Consider the following 18,081-nt stretch of genomic DNA (forward strand, 5'->3'; position numbering starts at 1 on the left):
GGGACGACGGCGGCTATTCGAGGTCGACGGCCTCGCCGACGCGTTCGACGAGCAGGCCCTCGGCGACCAGTGTTCGCGCCCGGTCGATGTCAGTATGGACCTCGCGGTCGGCATCAAGTTTCGGAATCACGTCTCTGACGGTCTCGTAGGCCGCGGCGGTCCCGACGCCGTGCGAGAGTGAGCCGTCCAGAAACTCCGCGGCCTGTGCCGCACACAGGAGTTCGATACCCACGACAGTCTGGACGCTCTCGACGACGCTGCGGAACGAGAGCGAGGACTGCCCGCTCATGCTGACGTGGTCCTCCTGATTGCCGCTGACCGGCGTCGAGTCGATCGAGGGTCGCCCGGTCGCTCGACACTCGTTGAGCAGCGCCGCCGCGGTGTACTGGGCGATCATGTACCCGGACATCAGGCCGCCACGGTCGGTGAGAAACGGCGGTAGGTGGTCCTCCTGTAAGTTCGGATTGAGCATGCGGTCGACGCGACGCTCGCAGATGGCCGCGAGTTCGGTCAGCGCGCTCGTCGCGTAGTCCAGCCGGAGCGCCAGCGGTTCGCCGTGGAAGTTTCCGGCCGACAGCACCGCGGCGTCGCCGGTGCCGCTCGCCCGGTCCGGGGCGTCCTCGGGGGCGAACAGCAACGGGTTGTCCGTGGCGCTGTTGAGTTCCGTCTCGACGGCCTCGCGGAGGTGGTCGAGGGCGTCCCGGACCGCGCCGTGGACCTGCGGGAGACACCGAAGCGAGTAGGCGTCCTGTATGCGGTCGCAGTTGCGGTGGGACTCGACGATACCCGATTCGGCGGTGAGGCGGCGGACGTTCCGCGCGCTGGCGGCCTGCCCGGGATGAGGTCGAACCGCCGAGATGGCCTCGTGGCTCGGCACCGTCGACCCCATCGTGACCTCCGTCGTGAGCGCGCCGGCCACGTCCGCGCTCCGGAGAGCCACCGTCGCGTCGTGGACGGTCAGCGCACCGAGGCCGACGCTCAACTGCGTGCCGTTGATGAGCGCGAGCCCCTCTTTCGCTTCGAGGGTAACTGGAGCTAAATCCGCGCGAGCGAGGGCCTCGTCGCCAGGAAGCCGCTCGGTTTCTCGCTCGTTCGAACCGCCGCCGTCGATGCTCACCGCTCCCTCGCCGATCAACACCAGCGACATGTGAGCCAGCGGCGCGAGGTCGCCGCTCGCGCCGAGACTGCCGCGCGAGGGGACGACCGGGTGAAGTCGCTCGTTCAGCATCGCCACCAGCAGGTCGACCACCTCCTCGCGGACGCCCGAGTACCCCTTCACGAGCGCGTTCGCGCGTGCGACCATCATCGCCCTGACTTCCTCACGGGTCAGTTCGCGGCCAACGCCCGCGGCGTGGCTCCGCAGGAGGTTCTCTTGGAGGGGTTCGAGGTCCGAGCTCGGGATGCGTTCGTCTACTAACTCGCCGAAGCCCGTGTTGACGCCGTAGACGGCCTCGCCGCTCTCCAAAACGGATTCGACGCGCTCGCGAGACTCACGGACGGCCTCGCGTGCGTCCTCGGCGATGGAGACGGTCGCGCCCTCGCGGGCGACGGCGACCACCGCTTCGGGGGTGAGCGACGCGCCGTCGAGGACGACGCTGTCCGTACCAACTCGTGACATGTATCGACGTACGTACCACTCACTGATACGTCGTTCTCCCGCCCTCGCAGACCACGTTGCCGTCCGCGAGCACCGTCTCCACGACGTTCGTGCCGTACTGGTAGGGGACGTGAACGTGCGTCAGCGCGTCGAGGACGAGAACGTCGCCCGGCGCGCCCTCACGGAGCGTGCCGCGGCCGTCCTCGCGGTCCAGCGCCAGCGCGGCGTTGTGCGTGCCCGCAACTACCGCCTCGGCGGGGGTCATCCGCATCTCGACGCAGGACAGGGCCATCGCGAAGCCCATGCTGTGACTGTGGCAGTTCGGGTTGAAGTCCGTCGCCACGGCGACCGGCGCGTCCGCCTCCAGGAACGCCTCCGCGTCGGCGTACTCCGCGCCGAGACCGAACGCCGTCCCGGGAAGCAGGACCGGCGTCACGCCCGACTCGACGAGGGACTCGATGTCGTCGTCCGTGGCGTGCAACAGGTGGTCGGCGCTGGCCGCGCCCAACTCGGCGGCTAGTTGCGTTCCGCCGATGTGGGCGAGTTCCTCGGCGTGGACCTTCGGGGTCATCCCCGCTGCCTCGCCCGCTTCGAGGACGCGTCGGGACTGGGAAACGGAGAAGACCCCCTCCTCGCAGAAGACGTCGCAGAACTCGGCGACGCCCTGTGACTCGACGGCTGGAATCTGCTCCTCGACGACTTCGTCGGCGTAGTCGTCGGCGTCGCGGCCCTCGGGGACGGCGTGTGCACCCATGAACGTCGGTACCACGTCGACTGGATGGCGGTCGTCCGCCCGGTCGATGACATTGAGCATCCGCAGTTCCGTCTTCGTATCGAGGCCATACCCCGACTTCACCTCGACGGTGGTCGTCCCGTTTTCGAGCATCGTATCGAGGTGGCCGAGCAGATTCGAGAGGAGCATCTCGTCGTCGGCCTCCCGAACTGCCCGAACCGTGCGGAGGATGCCACCGCCCTCCGAAAGGATGTCCTGATATGACTTCCCGCGGAGTTTCGCGGCGAACTCGTCGGAGCGGTCGCCCGCGAACAGGCCGTGCGTATGCGGGTCGACGAAGCCCGGGAGGACCGCCTGACCACCGGCGTCGATGGCGCGGTGCGCGTTCGCCGGCGGGTACTCGCGAGTGATTTCGTCGGTCGGACCGACGGCCGCCACTTCGCCGTCGACGACCGCGACCGCGCCGTCCTCGACGGTTTCCAGTTCTCGGCCGCTCTCTTCGGGGCCGACGACGAGTTCGTTCGCGCCGTGGACCACCGCGTTGAGGTCGGTCATCGGCTCACCTCCAGTCCGCCGAGGAAGTGTGCGACCGCGCGGGCGGCGACGCGAGCGGTCCGGAAGCCGTCGTCCAGCGGCGGCGCGCACTCGACCACCTCGAACCCGGCGACTCGGTCGTGGGCGGCGACGTGGCTGAGCATCTCGAACAGTTCGCGGGTCGTGAGGCCGCCCGGAGTCGGCGCGCTCACGCCCGGCGCGGCCGCCGCTTCGAGGACGTCCAAATCGAGGCTGACGTATATCGAATCTACGCTGTCCATCGAATCGAGGGCCTCGTCCACCGCTGCCTTCGGGTCCGATTCGACGGTCTCGGGCGTCACGACGTGCCCGCCCTGTTCGGCGACGTACTCGTGGTACGCCGTCGAGGTCTCGAAGTGGCGCGCGCCGACGACGGCGAAGGCGTCCAGCCCTGCCTCGTGGAGTTGGCGATAGGGAGTGCCGCTGGTGGGGTCGTCTCGGACCGCGCGACAGTCCAGATGGGCGTCGAAACTGAGTGCCCCGAGCGTTCCGTCGGTCAGTAGGGGCGCGGCGTTCGGGAACGTGAGCGAGTTGTCACCGCCGAGAAATACGGGGAACGCGCCCGCGTCGTAGATGGCAGTCACGGTCTCCTGGACAGCGAACTGGACGCCCTCGACACAGTCGTCGGGTATCTCCACGTTCCCGAGGTCGCCGATGGCATCCACCGCGCCGCGGTCGACGTGGTGAGTCTTCGTCCCGGCGAGCTCCCGACGGATGGCCTCGGGTCCCTCGTGAGCGCCTTTTCGACCGATGACCGCGCCGTCGTACGGTTCGCCGACGAGGACGGCGTCGTAGTCGGTCGCCGCGTCGAGTGTCGTCCCTTCGATTACGTCCCCGAACTGCTCGTCGTTCGGGTCCGTGGAGGGGCCGTCCCATTCTGGTGGTGCAGTCAGCCCGCTCATCGCTCGCGGTCCCGCATCGGCACGGCCACGTCGTCGGCGTCGGCCTGTTCGATGGCCTCGTCGTAGCCCGCGTCGGCGTGGCGAATCACGCCCATGCCGGGGTCGGTGGTAAAGACGCGGCGAGCCTTTTCGGCGGCGAGGTCAGAGCCGTCCAGCACGACGTGGTTGTTCGTGTGCAGCGCGTTGCCGATGCCGACACCGCCGCCGTCGTGGACGCTGACGATGTCCGCGCCGGCCGCGCAGTTCAGCAGCGCGTTCAGGATGGGCCAGTCGGCGACGGCGTCGGAGCCGTCCCGCATCGCTTCGGTCTCGCGGTTCGGCGAAGCGACGCTCCCGGCGTCTAAGTGGTCGCGTGTGACGACGATGGGTGCCGATATCTCGCCCTCGGCGACGAGTTCGTTGATGCGGAGCGCGAACCGCGCGCGCTCGGTCAGGCCGTCCTCCGTGGCGTAGCCGAGCCAACACACCCGCGAGGGGAGGCCCTGGAAGGACACCTGCTCCTGTGCCAACGCTATCCAGCGGTGGAGCGACTCCTTCTCGGGGAACAGCTCCGTCACCGCCTCGTCAGTGCGGTGGATGTCGTCGGGGTCCCCCGACAGCGCAGCCCAGCGGAACGGTCCCTTCCCCTGACAGAACAGTGGGCGGATGTATGCGGGGACGAACCCCGGGAAGTCGAATGCGTTCTCCATCCCGCGATGTTCTTCGACCTGTCCGCGGATGTTGTTGCCGTACTCGAAAGCGATGGCTCCGCGGTCCTGCATCTGCAAAATACCCTCGACGTGGCGTTCCATCGTGTCGAGACTCTCGGAGACGTACTTCTCCGGGTCGCGCTCTCGCAGGTCGTCGGCTTCTGAAACGGTGTAGCCCGACGGGTAATACCCCTCCAGTTCGTCGTGGGCGCTGGTCTGGTCGGTGATCACGTCGGGGACGAACCCTCGTTCGAGCATCGCTTCGAGCATATCGGCGGCGTTCATGTGGACGCCGACGCTGTACGGTTCGCCGTTCTCGGCCGCTTCGTTCGCTCGTTCGATGGCCTCGTCTAAGTCGTCGGTCTTCTCCTGACAGTAGTCGGTCTCGATGCGGCGGTCGATGCGCTTCTCGTCGACTTCGGCGGCGATACAGACGCCGTGATTCATCGTCACCGCGAGTGGTTGCGCGCCACCCATACCTCCCAAGCCGCCCGTGACGACAATCTTCCCGCACAGGCCCTCGTCGTCGGGATAGTGCTTCCGGGAGAGGGCCGCCAGCGTCTCGTAGGTCCCCTGGATGATTCCCTGTGTACCGATGTAGGCCCACGACCCGGCGGTCATCTGCCCGTACATGATGAGCCCCTTCGCTTCGAGTTCGTGGAAGTGGTCCCAGTTGTCCCACTTCCCGACGAGGTTCGAGTTGGCGATGAGGACCCGCGGTGCTTTCTCGTGGGTCTCGAAGCGGCCAACCGGCTTGCCGCTCTGGACGAGCAGCGTCTCGGTGTCGCCCAGTTCGCGGAGTTCGTCCACGATGGCGTCGTAGGCGTCCCACGAACGGGCGGCCCGGCCAGTGCCCCCGTAGACGACGAGATCCTCGGGCTTTTCGCCCACCTCTGGATCGAGGTTGTTGTTCAGCATCCGGAGGGCGGCCTCTTGTCGCCACCCCTCGCACTCGATGTCCGTCCCGGTCGGTGCGCCCTGGTACTCGCGCCACTGCTCGGACGGTTCGCCGATCCCGTGGTCGTCGTCGGTCGTGGGTTGTTGTGACATGGTCTGACGTATGACTGCGAACGGGATAGCGAATCCCCTCCTCAAGGTGGTTATTTTATATGCGGCGTGCGTACTGATAGCTATGTACGAGGCCGTCTTCCGCGTCGCCGGTGACGGGGCGTACACGGTGGCCACCGACGGCACCGATACGACCATCGAACTGTGGTGTAACGACCACCGCGACCTGTTGCACGTCAGCGGGCGCGGCGCGGACGCCGTCTTGGAGGAGGTTCGGGACACCGTCGGCGTCAGCGAACAGCTCCGGCAGGGCGACGAACTGGTCGTCGTGACGGCCGAGTGTCTCACGTCCCACCTCGAACACAACGTCGAGGGGTATCTCGCCGACCACGGTTGTCTGCTCGTCCCGCCGCTGAAGTACACCGAGGGCGCGAAACTCGCTCGCGTCCTCGCGCTCGACGCCGAGTCGCTGTCTGCCGTGTACGCGGCGATGGCCGACGACTACGCGGTGACCGTCGAGTCGAAACGAGAGATTCGGTCGGTGACGCCCGACGCGCCGCTGCTGACGGTCGACGCGCTCCTGCCGGACCTCTCGGCGCGCCAGCGCGAGGTGTTCCTGACGGCCTACGAGATGGGCTACTACGAACTCCCGCGAGAGACCTCGACGGCGGCGATTGCGGATGCCGTCGGCGTGACACGGCGGACCGCGGAGGAACACCTGCGCCGCGCGGAGAAGAAGCTGACCGAGGCGCTGGTGGAGTTCCTCTAGGACCGGGTGACGCCAAAACGGAGCCGACGTTGGTCTCGAACGAGCGGCGAGAGCATATTTGTCGTTTGCAACCGTGTAGCTGGTATGAGTTTCCGACTCCGGACTGCGGTGGGGCCCGTCGTCGAATCTATCGATGTCAGTGAACGCCGTCGCGTACTGGTTGCGCTCGGTGTCCCGCTTGCGTTCTGGCTCGTAATCGAGCTAGCGGCGAACCTGGGATTTCTCCCGCTCGCTCTCGCTGTGGGTCTGGCCGCGTATCTCTATACACGGCGCACAGCCCAGGAGACACTAGCGGCCAGTTTCGCGGTGACGGGTCTCCTCGTGGTCGCGCTGTTTCTGCTCCAGCTGTACTGGGTCGGCGCGAGAGGGAGCACGGAACCGTTGGCTGGTGCTCTCACGAGACTCGTCGGCTGGCCGCTGACCGGGACTGTCCTGATGGTACTCGGAGCGTGGCTGTACAAAGCGGACCGCTTAGACGAATAGCGAAAGACGACGCGCGGTGACCGAGGGGAGGAGCGTCTCTCGACTCGTGTCTCCCTTGTGCTGACTACCCCGTTGCCACGGGGCCTGCGTCCAAACCCCTGCGAGAGACGCGCGACCTATTCGACAGGCTGTTCTCAGAGGAACCCGAGGGCGTCGAGCGCGTGGGTGATGCCCGCGATAAGTGGCAACAGGATGATGGTCCGCATCACGAACAGCGCGACGAGTTCGCGGAAGCGGATCGGCACGTCGCTGAACATGTCCATGATCATCGGGCCGACGCTGGAGAAGAAGATGAGTTGCGACACCGCCAGCACCGCGACGAAGAACTTCGCCTTCGTCGCCGTCTCGGTCACTAACAGGACGGGGACGTACATCTCGGTGATGCCGACGATGGTCGCGGGCGCGACGACCTCGGCGTTCGGGATGCCCAGCGCCGCGATAATCGGCGTCAACGGCCGGCCGAGGATGTCGAACAGCGGCGTGTTCGCCGACAGCAGCGTCGCCGCGAGGCCGACGGCGAGGATGGTTCCGAGGATGAGACTCGTCAGTTTCAGGCCGTCGACGAAGCCGCGTTTGGCCGCCTGTGCGAACGTCTCGCCCTCTTTGGCCTTACCGATGGCCTCGCTGATGGCGAGTCGGACGTAGTCGGTCGGCGACCCGGAGAAGGCGACTTCGGGGTCGGGTTCGGCGATGTACTCCTCGGGCGTGGTCGAGATGGGCGGGAGGCGTACGAGAATCGCGCCGGTGACGACGACACAGAGGAAGTACGCGCCGAAGATGAGCGGGAACAGCGGCAAGATCTCCAGCGTCGCGGCGACGACGCCGACGAAGCCGATGGAAACCGTCGAGAAACAGGTGGCGATGGTGAACACGTCGCGCTTGTGGTAGCCGCCTGCTTCGAAGACGTTGCGGGTGACGTAGAGGCCGACGCTGTAGGAACCGACCCACGACGCGAGGCTGTCGAGCGCCGCGCGGCCGGGCACCTTGAACAGCGGTCGCATGATGGGCCGAGCGAGCGTCCCGACGAACTCCAACCCGCCCAACTCGACGAAGATTGTGATGAAAATCGCGCCGATGGGGATGATGACGCCAACGCTGTAGACAAGCGTGTTCCACATCAGGCCGCCGGTGCTCGGGGTGTGTAGCCACCCCGGTCCGAGTTTGAAGAACATCACCGGCGCAAGGACGAGGCCGGCGACGCGAAGCAACCAGAAGACGGTCGACGTCTCGAAGTACGAGACGTCGTACCCGCTCACCTCGCCGTCCCCGACCATCGCCAGCGTCGTCAACACGCCGCCCGCGACGATGATGGCCAGCGAGTACACCCCGACGGCGTCCGGGAAGGTTCCCGTGATGTTGCTGACGACGATGTCGAACGGCACCGTCACCTCGCCCTGATAGGGGACTGGGAGGAGGAAGAACACGCCCCCGATGAGGAAGGCAACGACGAACTTCACCACCGGCCGCATATCGTACTCGTGTAGCTCTATCTCCTCGATGCTCTCCACTGCCGGTTCGGTATCGACGGTGTACGTCTTGCCTGTTTCGGTAGACATTACCACACACTACCAGCATCGAAGTGTTAGTTCCGAAACCACCGTGTGGTGCGGGATTTATCAGTGTCTCCGGACGGCAGTGGAAGCCAGCACCGCAACATCTATTTACCACACCAAAATATCACTAGGTGGTATGAGCGATTTCGATCAGTTCAGCGACGTCGGCGAGGCGGAAGTCACACGCGCCATCGGTCAGGAGTGGACCGAGGAGTTCATGGACTTCTCGGATTCGGACGTCATCATCGTCGGTGGCGGTCCCTCGGGGCTAATGGCCGCGAAGGAACTCTCAGAACGCGGCGTCCAGACGATGGTCGTCGAGAAGAACAACTACCTCGGTGGCGGGTTCTGGCTCGGTGGCTTCCTGATGAACAAGGTCACGGTGCGCGACCCCGCCCAGAACGTTCTCGACGAACTCGACGTCGAGTACAAACGATCGCAGGACAGCGAGGGTCTCTACATCGCCAACGGGCCGGAGGCCTGTTCCGGTCTCATCAAAGCCGCCTGCGACGCGGGCGCGAAGATGCAGAACATGACGGAGTTCACGGACATCGTCATCCGCGAGGACCACCGCGTCGGCGGCATCGTGATGAACTGGACGCCGGTTCACGCGCTGCCCCGCGAGATTACCTGCGTCGACCCCATCGCCGTCGAGGCGGACCTCGTCATCGACGCGACGGGTCACGACGCGATGGCGGTGAAGAAACTCGACGAGCGCGGCGTGTTGAACGCGCCGGGCATCGAGGACGCGAAGTCGAACTCGGGGATGGACCAGACCGGCGACGACACGTACGGCGCGCCCGGCCACGACTCGCCCGGCCACGACTCGATGTGGGTCGGCGAGAGCGAGGACGCCGTCGTCGAACACACCGGGCTGGCCCACGACGGCCTCGTCGTCACCGGTATGGCCACCGCGACCACCTACGGCCTCCCCCGCATGGGACCGACCTTCGGCGCGATGCTCGTCTCGGGCAAGCGCGCCGCGCAGGTCGCGCTCGACGAACTGGAGGTCGACGCCGAGGAAGTCGACATCACCAGCCGCGACGCCGCCCCCGCCGACGACTGAGGGCGTCTTCTGCGTCGGCCGCCCCGCTTGACCCCGCTGACGTTCCGACGGCCTCCAGCGTTCCCGGTTCAGCCGTTAGCGTCGCCACCATCGACACTCGTAGTCGACAGCGTCTAGACGGCCATCTCGCTGGCGATTCGAATCCGTTCGAGTAGCACGTCGGGTTGGACCGCTCTCAGTCCAGTTCCGTCGTCTCTTCCTCGAAGAGTGCGTCCATCAGCTTCGTCTGTGCGGCGGCAAGATGCCCGGCGAACGTCGAGGGGCAAATACCCAGTTCGGCGGCAACGTCGCCGGCGTTGGCCTGTTTGGGTCGTTGGAAGTAGCCCAGTTCGTGGGCCATCTGTAACACTTCCCGTTGGCGGTCGGTAAACGCCTGCCGGTCGACGAAGACGGGTTCTGAGTCGCCCTCGTCGGAGCCGGACCGTCGTAAACTGCGGACTGTCACCGATTGTTCGTGGCTCCGGAGGTCGGAAACGATATCGCGGAGTTCGGAGAGGTCGGGCGCGATAAAAGTGACAAGGAGTTCCCCGCCCTCGGCGCTGATATCTCGGACAAGGCAGTCGTGGCGTTCGACGCAGTCACACGCACAGTCCTGATCGACGGGTCGGTCGAGCCGATAGACGGTCTCGGCGTCGTAACTGAAGACTGCCTCGCCGGGATGGTCGTCGTGGTCTAGGGGTTCGTCGGTCGTCACTTCCAGCGGAATGTGCCCTTCAGCGGGCTGTCCGGCAGTAACGGACCGAACGCGTCGGTTCTGACCGAACTCGACGACCGGACAGGCGGCGGGCTCTCGCACCGTCACGGTGGCGAGGATTCCTGTCGTCATAGTGGGGGGTTTCCCCGGCACTGCTGTTAAGCGTTTGTCCACTCTGCACCCCCCATTTAAATTCCCCAAATATAGTGTGTCTCTCTTTAACATGGTTCGACTCCGAAATCGAACCGAATTCGGGCAAGGGCTCCGGTCCGGGCCGGCGGTCGAGCGGTGCCACGGCGGCCACGCGAGCAGCGTCGGGTCGGGTTCCGCGTCTGAGCGGCAGTGGTACCGACAGCGAACTGATTCGACCTGTATCCATGCAACTGAGAACGATACTCATCGTCCTGGTGCTCCTGGCGGTCCTGCTCCCGATGTGGTTCGTCGCGCTACACGGCGAACCCCCCTCGGAGGAGATAGAGATCGACCAGAGCGTCAACGAGATACGACCCCTCGAAGGGTTCGTGGAGACGCCGAACAAACTCTCGCCCAGTCAGGTAGGTGTCGTCGTCTGGGTGGCGCTGTTCGTCCTCGTCGGCACGCTCGCCTTCTTTCATCGGTTCATGAACGAGGCGGCGAGACCGGACGCCGACGTCGACGCGACGGTCACCGACGGCGGCACTGTCGGTGGCGGGAGCAATACTGCTTCTGACGCACGGTCCGGTGGCGGCGTCTCGACGTTCCCGTGGCTCGAAACCGACGATCGCTGGATAACCAAGTATCACCCGTCGAGCGACGCCATCGAAGGGCTGGTCGCGATGGGCGGCCTGACGGTACTCACCATCACCTTCGCCGCGCTGTTCACCGGGGAGTACCTCACGCTGGCCCGGACGCAGTACTTCGGCGTCTACGCCTTCGGCATGTTCATGTCACTGACCGGGCTGACCGTCTCGTACTACGCCTGGTTCATGCCCCACGTCGAGGTCGCCGAGCGGAGGGGGCACTGATGGCCGACGACGACCTGCTCGGCCGGGAATACCCCGGTGGAGACGGGGCCGAGGCGACCGAGTGCTGTGCGGACCACGCCGACGGTACGGACGAACCGAGCATCTATCAGGCGTTCTGGCGGGACGCCCGCGGCGAGATGGAGCGGCGGGACTACGCCAAGGCGCTCGCGACCATCGGCGGCCTGACGGCGCTGGGAAGTCTCGCCGCCCCGCTCGTCAGCCTGACGCAGGTCTTCGAGCGGGAGTACACCGGCCCGGTGTACTCGGACGGCGTGGCGCTCGTCGACGCCGAGGGCGAGCAGATAGCCGAGGGTCGCCTCGCGCCGGGCGAGCAGTTGACCGTGTTCCCGGCGAGCCATCCGGGTATCCAGCGCGCACCGACGCTGCTGGTCCGCTTCGAGGAGGGTGAGTTCGGCGGCGAGACGCGGACGGAGTTCACCGTCGGCGGGTACGCCGCCTTCTCGAAGGTGTGTACCCACGCCGGGTGTATGGTGGCAGACCGGGACGGTACGACGCTGGTCTGTCCCTGTCACTCCGGCCGGTTCGACGCGCTCTCGGGGGCGACCGTCGTCGGCGGGCCGCCGCCGCGGTCGCTCCCGCAACTCCCGATAACGCTGTCGAGCGACGGGTATCTCGTCGCCACGGGTGACTTCGAGGGGCCGGTCGGCCCCGGGGGCGAGTGATGAGTCGCCGAGACCGCCTCTACGGCTGGGTCGACGACCGACTCGACGCCGAAGAGGCCCAGTCGTTCCTCGGGAAGGCCTTCCCCGCCGAGGACTCGTTCCTACTCGGGGAGGTCGCGCTGTTCTGCTTCGGGATACTCGTCCTGACCGGGACGTTCCTCGGCTTCTTCTTCGAGCCGAGCACGACCGCCGTCGAGTACGAGGGCAGCGTCGCGCAGTTCCAGGGCGAGGAGCTGCCGGCGGCCTTCGCCAGCGTCCTGAACATCACCTACGACGTGCCCTTCGGCATGTTGCTCCGGCGGATGCACCACTGGGCGGCCCACCTCTTCGTCGCCTCGATGGCGCTGCACATGCTCCGGGTGTTCTTCACCGGTGCCTACCGGAACCCACGCGAGCCCAACTGGCTCGTCGGCACGGGTCTCGCTGGACTGTCGATGTTCGCGGCCTACACCGGCTACGCGCTGCCGTTCGACGAGTTTGCCAGCACCGCCGTCGGCATCGGCTACAACGTCGCGCTGTCGATCCCGCTCGTCGGCGAGACCCTCGCGCATCTGGTCTTCGGCGGGTCGTTCCCCTCCAGCGCGACGATTCCGCGGCTGTTCTTCCTGCACGTCTTCGTCCTGCCGCTGGCCATCGCGGGGCTGATCGGCGCTCACATGGCGATACTGATACGGCAGAAACACACCGAGGCCGAACGCGACGCGGACGTTCCCGGTCGAGAGCGAGTCGAGAAGGACGACGGGAGCGTCGTCGTCGGCTTACCGGCCGTGCCGAATCAGACGGCGGTCAGCGCCGTCGTCTTCTTCCTCACGCTGGCGACGCTGTCGCTGCTGGCGGGGTTCCTACCGGTCCACAACATCGCCGAGTACGGCCCCAACGACCCGGCGACGACGCCGTCGCTCATCATGCCCGACTGGTTCCTGATGTGGGGCTACGGCTTCCTAAAGCTCGTCCCGTCGTGGCTGAGCTTCGACCTGCTTGGCGTCCACATCAGCTCTGAGTTCATCGGCGGCCTCGTCCTCCCGGGCGTCGTCTTCGCGGTAGTGGCCCTCTGGCCCTTCATCGACTACGAAGGCGAACAGCGGCACTTCTCGGCGAACCCGCTGACCCGTCCGTGGCAGACGGCCTGTGGTATCGCAGGCGTGGTGTTCATCATGCTCGCCTCTATCGCCGGAATGGACGTCATCGTCGCGGACATCGTGGGGACGACGACGGACGCCATCAAACCGTATCTCATCGCGTCACTCGTGGTGGGCCCGCTCACCGCGGGGCTGATCACCTACGCGGCGCTTCGGAGCGACATCGGCGACGACCCCGCGAAACCGGCAGAACCGGAAGCGGCGGACCGAACCGACTCGGCGACGAGCGGGGAGGGCGACGATGACTGACGGGCACGCCTCTGGCGGCGTCACCCTCTCCCCGCGACAGTATCGCTGGCTGGACCGGGCGACCAAAATCACCGGCATCACGCTGATAGCCGCCGGACTGGAGGCCGGCGGCGGCACGACGACCGGCCTCGTTCTCGCGACGCTCGGCGTCGCGTGCGGACTCGCTACTGTATTCATCTCACAATGAGCAATCAACAGGAGACAGACGACACGACACCTGACGACTTCAGTACCGGACGACGGAACTTCCTGAAGGGCCTCGGCGCGGCCGCGGCCGTCGGCGCGACGGGTACCGGGCTCGCAGACGACCTCTTCGCGATGGACGGCCTGGAGGTCGTCGACGACCCCATCGGCTCGTACCCCTACCGCGACTGGGAGGACCTCTATCGCGAGCAGTGGGACTGGGACTCGACGGCCCGCTCTACCCACAGCGTCAACTGCACCGGCAGTTGCTCGTGGGAGGTGTCCGTCCGCAACGGACAGGTCTGGCGCGAGTCACAGGCGGCCGACTACCCGCAGTTCGACGAGAGCCTCCCGGACCCGAACCCGAGGGGCTGTCAGAAGGGGGCGTGTTACTCCGACTACGTCAACGCTGACCACCGCGTGCTCCATCCGCTCAGACGGACCGGCCAACGCGGCGAGGGCAAGTGGAAGCGCATCTCGTGGGACGAAGCGCTGACCGAGATCGCCGAGGAGGTCGTCGACACCGTACAGGCTGGTGAGTACGACGGTATCTCGGGGTTCACCCCCATCCCCGCGATGAGCCCCGTGAGCTTCGCTTCGGGGTCGCGACTCATCAACCTCCTCGGCGGCGTCTCGCACAGCTTCTACGACTGGTACTCGGACCTGCCGCCGGGCCAGCCCATCACGTGGGGAACCCAGACGGACAACGCCGAGAGCGCCGACTGGTACAACGCCGACTATCTCATGGCGTGGGGCTCGAACATCAACGTCACGCGCATCCCGGACGCGAAGTACTTCCTCGAGGCCGCCTACAACGGCACGAAACGCGTCGGCGTGTTCACCGACTACTCGCAGACGGCCATCCACTGCGACGAGTGGCTGGGCCCGGAGCCGGGAACCGACACCGCACTGGCGCTTGGCATGGCTCGCACCATCGTCGACGAGGGGTTGTACGACGAGGCCCACCTCAAGGAACAGTCGGACATGCCTCTCTTGGTGCGTGAGGACACCGGGAAGTTCCTCCGCGCGAGCGAGGTCGAGGGACTCGGCGTCGATGTCGACCGGCCCGACCAGATGTTCGTCATGCTCGACGGCGACGGCGACCTCCGAGTCGCCCCGGGGTCGCTCGGGGAGCGCGACGGGCAACACGACGACTCGCTGAGCATCGAACTGGAGTTCGACCCGCAGTTGGCCGTCAACCGGACCGTCCAGACGACTGACGGCGACACGCCCGTCCGCTCGGTCTGGACCAATCTCAACGAGGAACTGGCGAACTACACACCAGAATATATCCAGGAGGTGACCGGCGTCGGCCGCGAGACCCACCAGGAGATCGCCCGCGAGTTCGCCGAGGCCGAGCGCGCGAAGATAATCCATGGCAAGGGCGTCAACGACTGGTATCACAACGACCTCGGCAACCGGGCTATCCAGTTGCTCGTCACCCTCACCGGCAACCTCGGTCGGCAGGGGACCGGTCTCGACCACTACGTCGGACAGGAGAAGATATGGACGTTCCACGGCTGGCAGGTGCTCTCGTTCCCGACTGGGAACGTCCGCGGGGTCCCGACGACGCTGTGGACGTACTACCACTGTGACGTCCTGGACAACGCCGACCCCGAGACCACTGCACGCGTCCGAGAGGCCGTCGAGAAGGACTGGATGCCGGTCTACCCCGAGGAGCGCGACGACGGGTCGAGGCCGGACCCCAGCGTGCTGTTCATGTGGCGGGGCAACTACTTCAACCAGGCCAAGGGCAACGTCGCCATCGAGGAGCAGCTCTGGCCGAAACTCGACCTGGTGGTCGACATCAACTTCAGGATGGACTCCTCGGCGCTGTATTCGGACATCGTCCTCCCGACGGCAAGCCACTACGAGAAACACGACCTCTCGATGACGGACATGCACTCGTACGTGCATCCGTTTACCCCTGCCGTCGAACCGCTCGGGGAGTCGAAGACCGACTGGCAGATATTCAGAGAGCTGGCCGCGAAGATTCAGGAGGTCGCCACCGAACGGGGCGTCGAACCGGTTCCAGACCGGGCGTTCGACCGCCAGATCGACCTCCAGTCGATTCACGACGACTACGTCCGGGACTGGGAGACCGACGAGGATGGCGCGCTGGCCGAGGACAAGGCGGCCGCCGAGTTCATCCTCGAACACTCCGAGGAGTCGAACCCCGAGGGCACCGACGAACAGATAACCTTCGACGACACCGTCGAACAACCCCAGCGGCTACTGGAGGCCGGCGACCACTGGACGTCCGACATCGAAGACGGGGAATCCTACACGCCCTGGAAGCGCTACGTGCAGGAGAAGAACCCGTGGCCGACCTTCACCGGCCGTCAGCAGTACTACATCGACCACGACTGGTTCCTCGACCTCGACGAGGCGCTGCCGACCCACAAGGACTCGCCGACGCTGCAGGACAAGGCCAACTACCCGCTACGGTACAACACGCCCCACGGCCGGTGGTCCATCCATTCCACGTGGCGGGACAGCGAGAAGATGCTCCGCCTCCAGCGCGGCGAACCGACAGTCTACCTGAATCCCGAGGACATGGAAGAGCGCGGTATCGAGGACGGCGACACCGTCCGCATCTACAACGATATCGGTGAGGTCGAGGTGATGGCCAAGCGCTACCCCTCTAGCGAACCCGGCACCGCCCGGATGTACTTCGCCTGGGAGCGGTTCCAGTTCCCCGACCGCAACAACTTCAACTCACTCGTGCCCCTGTACATGAAACCCACACAGCTCGTCCAGTACCCGGAGGATACCGGCGAACACCTGCACTTCTTCCCCAACTACTGGGGGCCGACCGGCGTCAACAGCGACGTCCGCGTCGAAGTGGAGAAGGTTGGCGACGGCGAGGCGAACGGAGGTGCGGACTCGTGAGCCAGTCCGAGGAGGGCGATGCCGTCGACCTCGCGGAGGGAATCGACCACCAGGTCGCGATGGTGATGGACCTGAACAAGTGCATCGGCTGTCAGACCTGCACCATCGCCTGCAAGACCAACTGGACCGACGGCGGCGGCCGGGAGTACATGTACTGGAACAACGTCGAGACCAAGCCCGGCTCCGGCTACCCGCGCGACTGGGAGGAGATGGGCGGCGGGTGGGAGTCCGACGAACACACCGAGCGAAGCCCCGGCGACCTCCCCAGCGAAGAGGACTACGGCCGGCCGTGGGACTTCAACTACGAGCAGGTGATGTTCGAGGGGAGCGACGAACCGCTGCGGCCGATGGACAACGCCGAATGGGGGCCGAACTGGGAGGAAGACGAGGGTGCCGGCGAGTACCCCAACTCCTACTACTTCTACCTCCCGCGCATCTGTAACCACTGTACGCACCCCTCCTGTGTCGAGGCCTGTCCCCGGTCGGCGCTGTACAAGCGCGAGGAGGACGGCATCGTCCTCGTCGACCAGGACCGCTGCCGGGGCTACCGCTACTGCGTCGAGGGCTGTCCGTACAAGAAGGTGTACTACAACGCGATGAAGAAGACCTCCGAGAAGTGCATCTTCTGTTATCCCCGCATCGAGGGTGAGGGGCCGGACGGCGAGGTGAAACCGCCCTCCTGTGCAGCTGACTGTCCGCCGCAGCTCCGGATGGTCGGCTTCCTTGACGACGAGGAGGGCCCCATCCACAAGCTCGTCAACGAGTACGAGGCCGCGGTCCGCCTCCACCCCGAATACCGCACCGAACCGAACGTCTACTACATCCCGCCGTTCGCCCCGCCCCAACACTCCGACGCGGGCGAGTCGTTAGACGCCGAACGTATCCCGCGAAACTACCTCGAAGAGCTGTTCGGGCCGAAGGTCAACGACGCGCTCAACGTCATCAACCGCGAGCGCGACAGGGTCGAGCGCGGCGAGGAGAGCGAACTGATGGAGATGCTGACCACGACCGATACCGCCGACCAGTACCGGCTGGAGGTCTTCGATGAGGGGTAAGGAACTCCGGCTGGCGGCCCTGCTCGCGGTCGGATTGCTCGCCGCGACGGTCGTGGCCCCGATGACCGTCGACGCCCGGCCGGCCTTCGAGATTCCGGTGCACTACGCGACCGACGGCGACTCCCTCGACAGGGTCGACGGCGAGGAGTGGGGGCAGGCACCGCCGGTGACGGTCCCGATGAGCAGCGCCGGGGCGGCCGTCCCATCCGCCGACAACACGACCGTCGAACAGATTCGCGTCTCGGCCGCCCGGACCGACGAGCGGCTCTATCTCCACCTCGCGTGGGCGGACCCGACGAACGACACGTCCACGGAGCGCGTTCGGGCGTTCGCTGACGCCGTGGCCGTCCAGCTACCGTCGGACGCCGACGAGCGGCCGCCGATAGCGATGGGCGGGACGGACAACCCAGTCAACGTCTGGTACTGGAGCGGGTCCGGACAGACCCAGGAACTGCTGGCCGGCGGGCCGGGCTCGACCACGCAGTTCCGCAACGGCACCGTAGCGACGAACTACACGCACAGTGACGGTCGCTGGGAGGTCGTGTTCTCGCGCCCGCTGTCGCCGCCAGGAGAGAACCGGACGACGGTCCCGAGCGATCAGGACATGGACGTGGCCTTCGCGGCGTGGAACGGGTCGAACATGGAGCGGTCGGGCCAGAAGTCCACGAGCCAGTGGTACTACCTCGCGCTCGGCCCCGGTCCCGAGGGACCGCCCTACGAGGCCATCCTCTGGGCGATTGCGGGCATCGGCATCGTCGTCACGACGCTCGTGACGATTCAGGGCGTCCGCCGAACGGGGGGTGGCTGAC

Annotated in this window: 16 protein-coding genes; 10 read left to right on the forward strand and 6 right to left on the reverse strand. The window is 66.1% G+C overall.

Translation table 11 applies throughout. The features are described 5' to 3' along the window. Positions 1-13 precede the first annotated feature (13 nt). Genes hutH through hutU form a run of 4 tightly spaced genes read right to left on the reverse strand, consistent with a single transcriptional unit; the run spans position 14 to position 5,544 of the window. Positions 14-1,618: a histidine ammonia-lyase gene (hutH, locus tag E4S61_RS00895; protein ID WP_135302023.1), complete on the reverse strand. Its 1,605-nt coding sequence runs from the start codon at positions 1,616-1,618 to the stop codon at positions 14-16. 19 nt (positions 1,619-1,637) lie between these two features. Beyond that, entirely contained in the window at positions 1,638-2,885 is a 1,248-nt protein-coding gene (hutI, locus tag E4S61_RS00900) for an imidazolonepropionase (RefSeq protein WP_135302024.1), read from the reverse strand. Further along, positions 2,882-3,805, reverse strand: a complete 924-nt coding sequence (gene hutG, locus E4S61_RS00905; protein WP_135302025.1) for a formimidoylglutamase — start codon at positions 3,803-3,805, stop codon at positions 2,882-2,884. Before hutG ends, hutI begins: the two co-directional genes overlap by 4 nt. Beyond that, on the reverse strand, positions 3,802-5,544 hold the full coding sequence (hutU, locus tag E4S61_RS00910; RefSeq protein WP_135302026.1) for a urocanate hydratase: 1,743 nt from the start codon (positions 5,542-5,544) through the stop codon (positions 3,802-3,804). Before hutU ends, hutG begins: the two co-directional genes overlap by 4 nt. Before the next feature lie 82 nt (positions 5,545-5,626). Between hutU and E4S61_RS00915 the strand changes: the two genes are divergently transcribed. Further along, a complete protein-coding gene (locus E4S61_RS00915; protein ID WP_135302027.1) occupies positions 5,627-6,271 on the forward strand; it encodes a helix-turn-helix domain-containing protein in 645 nt (214 codons plus the stop codon). A gap of 84 nt (positions 6,272-6,355) precedes the next feature. After that, the gene (locus E4S61_RS00920; protein WP_167768375.1) at positions 6,356-6,754 is read left to right on the forward strand and encodes a hypothetical protein; all 399 of its coding nucleotides are present in this window, start codon (positions 6,356-6,358) and stop codon (positions 6,752-6,754) included. Positions 6,755-6,888: 134 nt separating this feature from the next. On the opposite strand, the gene E4S61_RS00925 is transcribed toward E4S61_RS00920, so the two are convergent. Then, positions 6,889-8,310: a YjiH family protein gene (locus tag E4S61_RS00925; RefSeq protein ID WP_135302028.1), complete on the reverse strand. Its 1,422-nt coding sequence runs from the start codon at positions 8,308-8,310 to the stop codon at positions 6,889-6,891. Between the two features lie 133 nt (positions 8,311-8,443). On the opposite strand from E4S61_RS00925, the gene E4S61_RS00930 reads away from it, so the two are divergent. Next, a complete protein-coding gene (locus tag E4S61_RS00930) occupies positions 8,444-9,373 on the forward strand; it encodes a sulfide-dependent adenosine diphosphate thiazole synthase (protein WP_135302029.1) in 930 nt (309 codons plus the stop codon). A gap of 175 nt (positions 9,374-9,548) precedes the next feature. Here E4S61_RS00930 and E4S61_RS00935 read toward each other — a convergent pair whose 3' ends face one another. Next, entirely contained in the window at positions 9,549-10,199 is a 651-nt protein-coding gene (locus E4S61_RS00935) for a helix-turn-helix domain-containing protein (RefSeq protein ID WP_167768376.1), read from the reverse strand. Positions 10,200-10,444: 245 nt separating this feature from the next. Between E4S61_RS00935 and E4S61_RS00940 the strand changes: the two genes are divergently transcribed. The 7 genes from E4S61_RS00940 to E4S61_RS00970 are packed head-to-tail and all read left to right on the forward strand — an operon-like array spanning position 10,445 to position 18,080. Further along, on the forward strand, positions 10,445-11,071 hold the full coding sequence (locus E4S61_RS00940; protein WP_135302031.1) for a hypothetical protein: 627 nt from the start codon (positions 10,445-10,447) through the stop codon (positions 11,069-11,071). Beyond that, positions 11,071-11,754, forward strand: a complete 684-nt coding sequence (locus tag E4S61_RS00945; protein ID WP_135302032.1) for a QcrA and Rieske domain-containing protein — start codon at positions 11,071-11,073, stop codon at positions 11,752-11,754. The genes E4S61_RS00940 and E4S61_RS00945 overlap by 1 nt, the downstream gene beginning before the upstream one ends. Continuing rightward, positions 11,754-13,142: a cytochrome b gene (locus E4S61_RS00950; RefSeq protein WP_135302033.1), complete on the forward strand. Its 1,389-nt coding sequence runs from the start codon at positions 11,754-11,756 to the stop codon at positions 13,140-13,142. The genes E4S61_RS00945 and E4S61_RS00950 overlap by 1 nt, the downstream gene beginning before the upstream one ends. Next, positions 13,135-13,329, forward strand: coding sequence for a hypothetical protein (locus E4S61_RS00955; RefSeq protein ID WP_135302034.1), 195 nt, complete (start codon positions 13,135-13,137; stop codon positions 13,327-13,329). The genes E4S61_RS00950 and E4S61_RS00955 overlap by 8 nt, the downstream gene beginning before the upstream one ends. Continuing rightward, a complete protein-coding gene (locus tag E4S61_RS00960; protein WP_135302035.1) occupies positions 13,326-16,217 on the forward strand; it encodes a nitrate reductase subunit alpha in 2,892 nt (963 codons plus the stop codon). The genes E4S61_RS00955 and E4S61_RS00960 overlap by 4 nt, the downstream gene beginning before the upstream one ends. Beyond that, a complete protein-coding gene (gene narH, locus E4S61_RS00965) occupies positions 16,214-17,272 on the forward strand; it encodes a nitrate reductase subunit beta (protein ID WP_280662976.1) in 1,059 nt (352 codons plus the stop codon). The genes E4S61_RS00960 and narH overlap by 4 nt, the downstream gene beginning before the upstream one ends. Further along, on the forward strand, positions 17,262-18,080 hold the full coding sequence (locus E4S61_RS00970) for an ethylbenzene dehydrogenase-related protein (protein ID WP_135302036.1): 819 nt from the start codon (positions 17,262-17,264) through the stop codon (positions 18,078-18,080). The genes narH and E4S61_RS00970 overlap by 11 nt, the downstream gene beginning before the upstream one ends. The last annotated feature ends 1 nt before the right edge of the window (position 18,081 follow it).

The organism is Haloarcula amylovorans, from assembly GCF_004681185.1.
Classification (GTDB): Archaea; Halobacteriota; Halobacteria; order Halobacteriales; family Haloarculaceae; genus Haloarcula; species Haloarcula amylovorans.

What these genes read in the sequence shown, in the direction of transcription:
- hutH (WP_135302023.1), bottom strand. Translation starts at nt 1,618, where the DNA reads ATGTCACGAGTTGGTACGGACAGCGTCGTCCTCGACGGCGCGTCGCTC.
- hutI (WP_135302024.1), bottom strand. Translation starts at nt 2,885, where the DNA reads ATGACCGACCTCAACGCGGTGGTCCACGGCGCGAACGAACTCGTCGTC.
- hutG (WP_135302025.1), bottom strand. Translation starts at nt 3,805, where the DNA reads ATGAGCGGGCTGACTGCACCACCAGAATGGGACGGCCCCTCCACGGAC.
- hutU (WP_135302026.1), bottom strand. Translation starts at nt 5,544, where the DNA reads ATGTCACAACAACCCACGACCGACGACGACCACGGGATCGGCGAACCG.
- E4S61_RS00915 (WP_135302027.1), top strand. Translation starts at nt 5,627, where the DNA reads ATGTACGAGGCCGTCTTCCGCGTCGCCGGTGACGGGGCGTACACGGTG.
- E4S61_RS00920 (WP_167768375.1), top strand. Translation starts at nt 6,356, where the DNA reads ATGAGTTTCCGACTCCGGACTGCGGTGGGGCCCGTCGTCGAATCTATC.
- E4S61_RS00925 (WP_135302028.1), bottom strand. Translation starts at nt 8,310, where the DNA reads ATGTCTACCGAAACAGGCAAGACGTACACCGTCGATACCGAACCGGCA.
- E4S61_RS00930 (WP_135302029.1), top strand. Translation starts at nt 8,444, where the DNA reads ATGAGCGATTTCGATCAGTTCAGCGACGTCGGCGAGGCGGAAGTCACA.
- E4S61_RS00935 (WP_167768376.1), bottom strand. Translation starts at nt 10,199, where the DNA reads ATGACGACAGGAATCCTCGCCACCGTGACGGTGCGAGAGCCCGCCGCC.
- E4S61_RS00940 (WP_135302031.1), top strand. Translation starts at nt 10,445, where the DNA reads ATGCAACTGAGAACGATACTCATCGTCCTGGTGCTCCTGGCGGTCCTG.
- E4S61_RS00945 (WP_135302032.1), top strand. Translation starts at nt 11,071, where the DNA reads ATGGCCGACGACGACCTGCTCGGCCGGGAATACCCCGGTGGAGACGGG.
- E4S61_RS00950 (WP_135302033.1), top strand. Translation starts at nt 11,754, where the DNA reads ATGAGTCGCCGAGACCGCCTCTACGGCTGGGTCGACGACCGACTCGAC.
- E4S61_RS00955 (WP_135302034.1), top strand. Translation starts at nt 13,135, where the DNA reads ATGACTGACGGGCACGCCTCTGGCGGCGTCACCCTCTCCCCGCGACAG.
- E4S61_RS00960 (WP_135302035.1), top strand. Translation starts at nt 13,326, where the DNA reads ATGAGCAATCAACAGGAGACAGACGACACGACACCTGACGACTTCAGT.
- E4S61_RS00970 (WP_135302036.1), top strand. Translation starts at nt 17,262, where the DNA reads ATGAGGGGTAAGGAACTCCGGCTGGCGGCCCTGCTCGCGGTCGGATTG.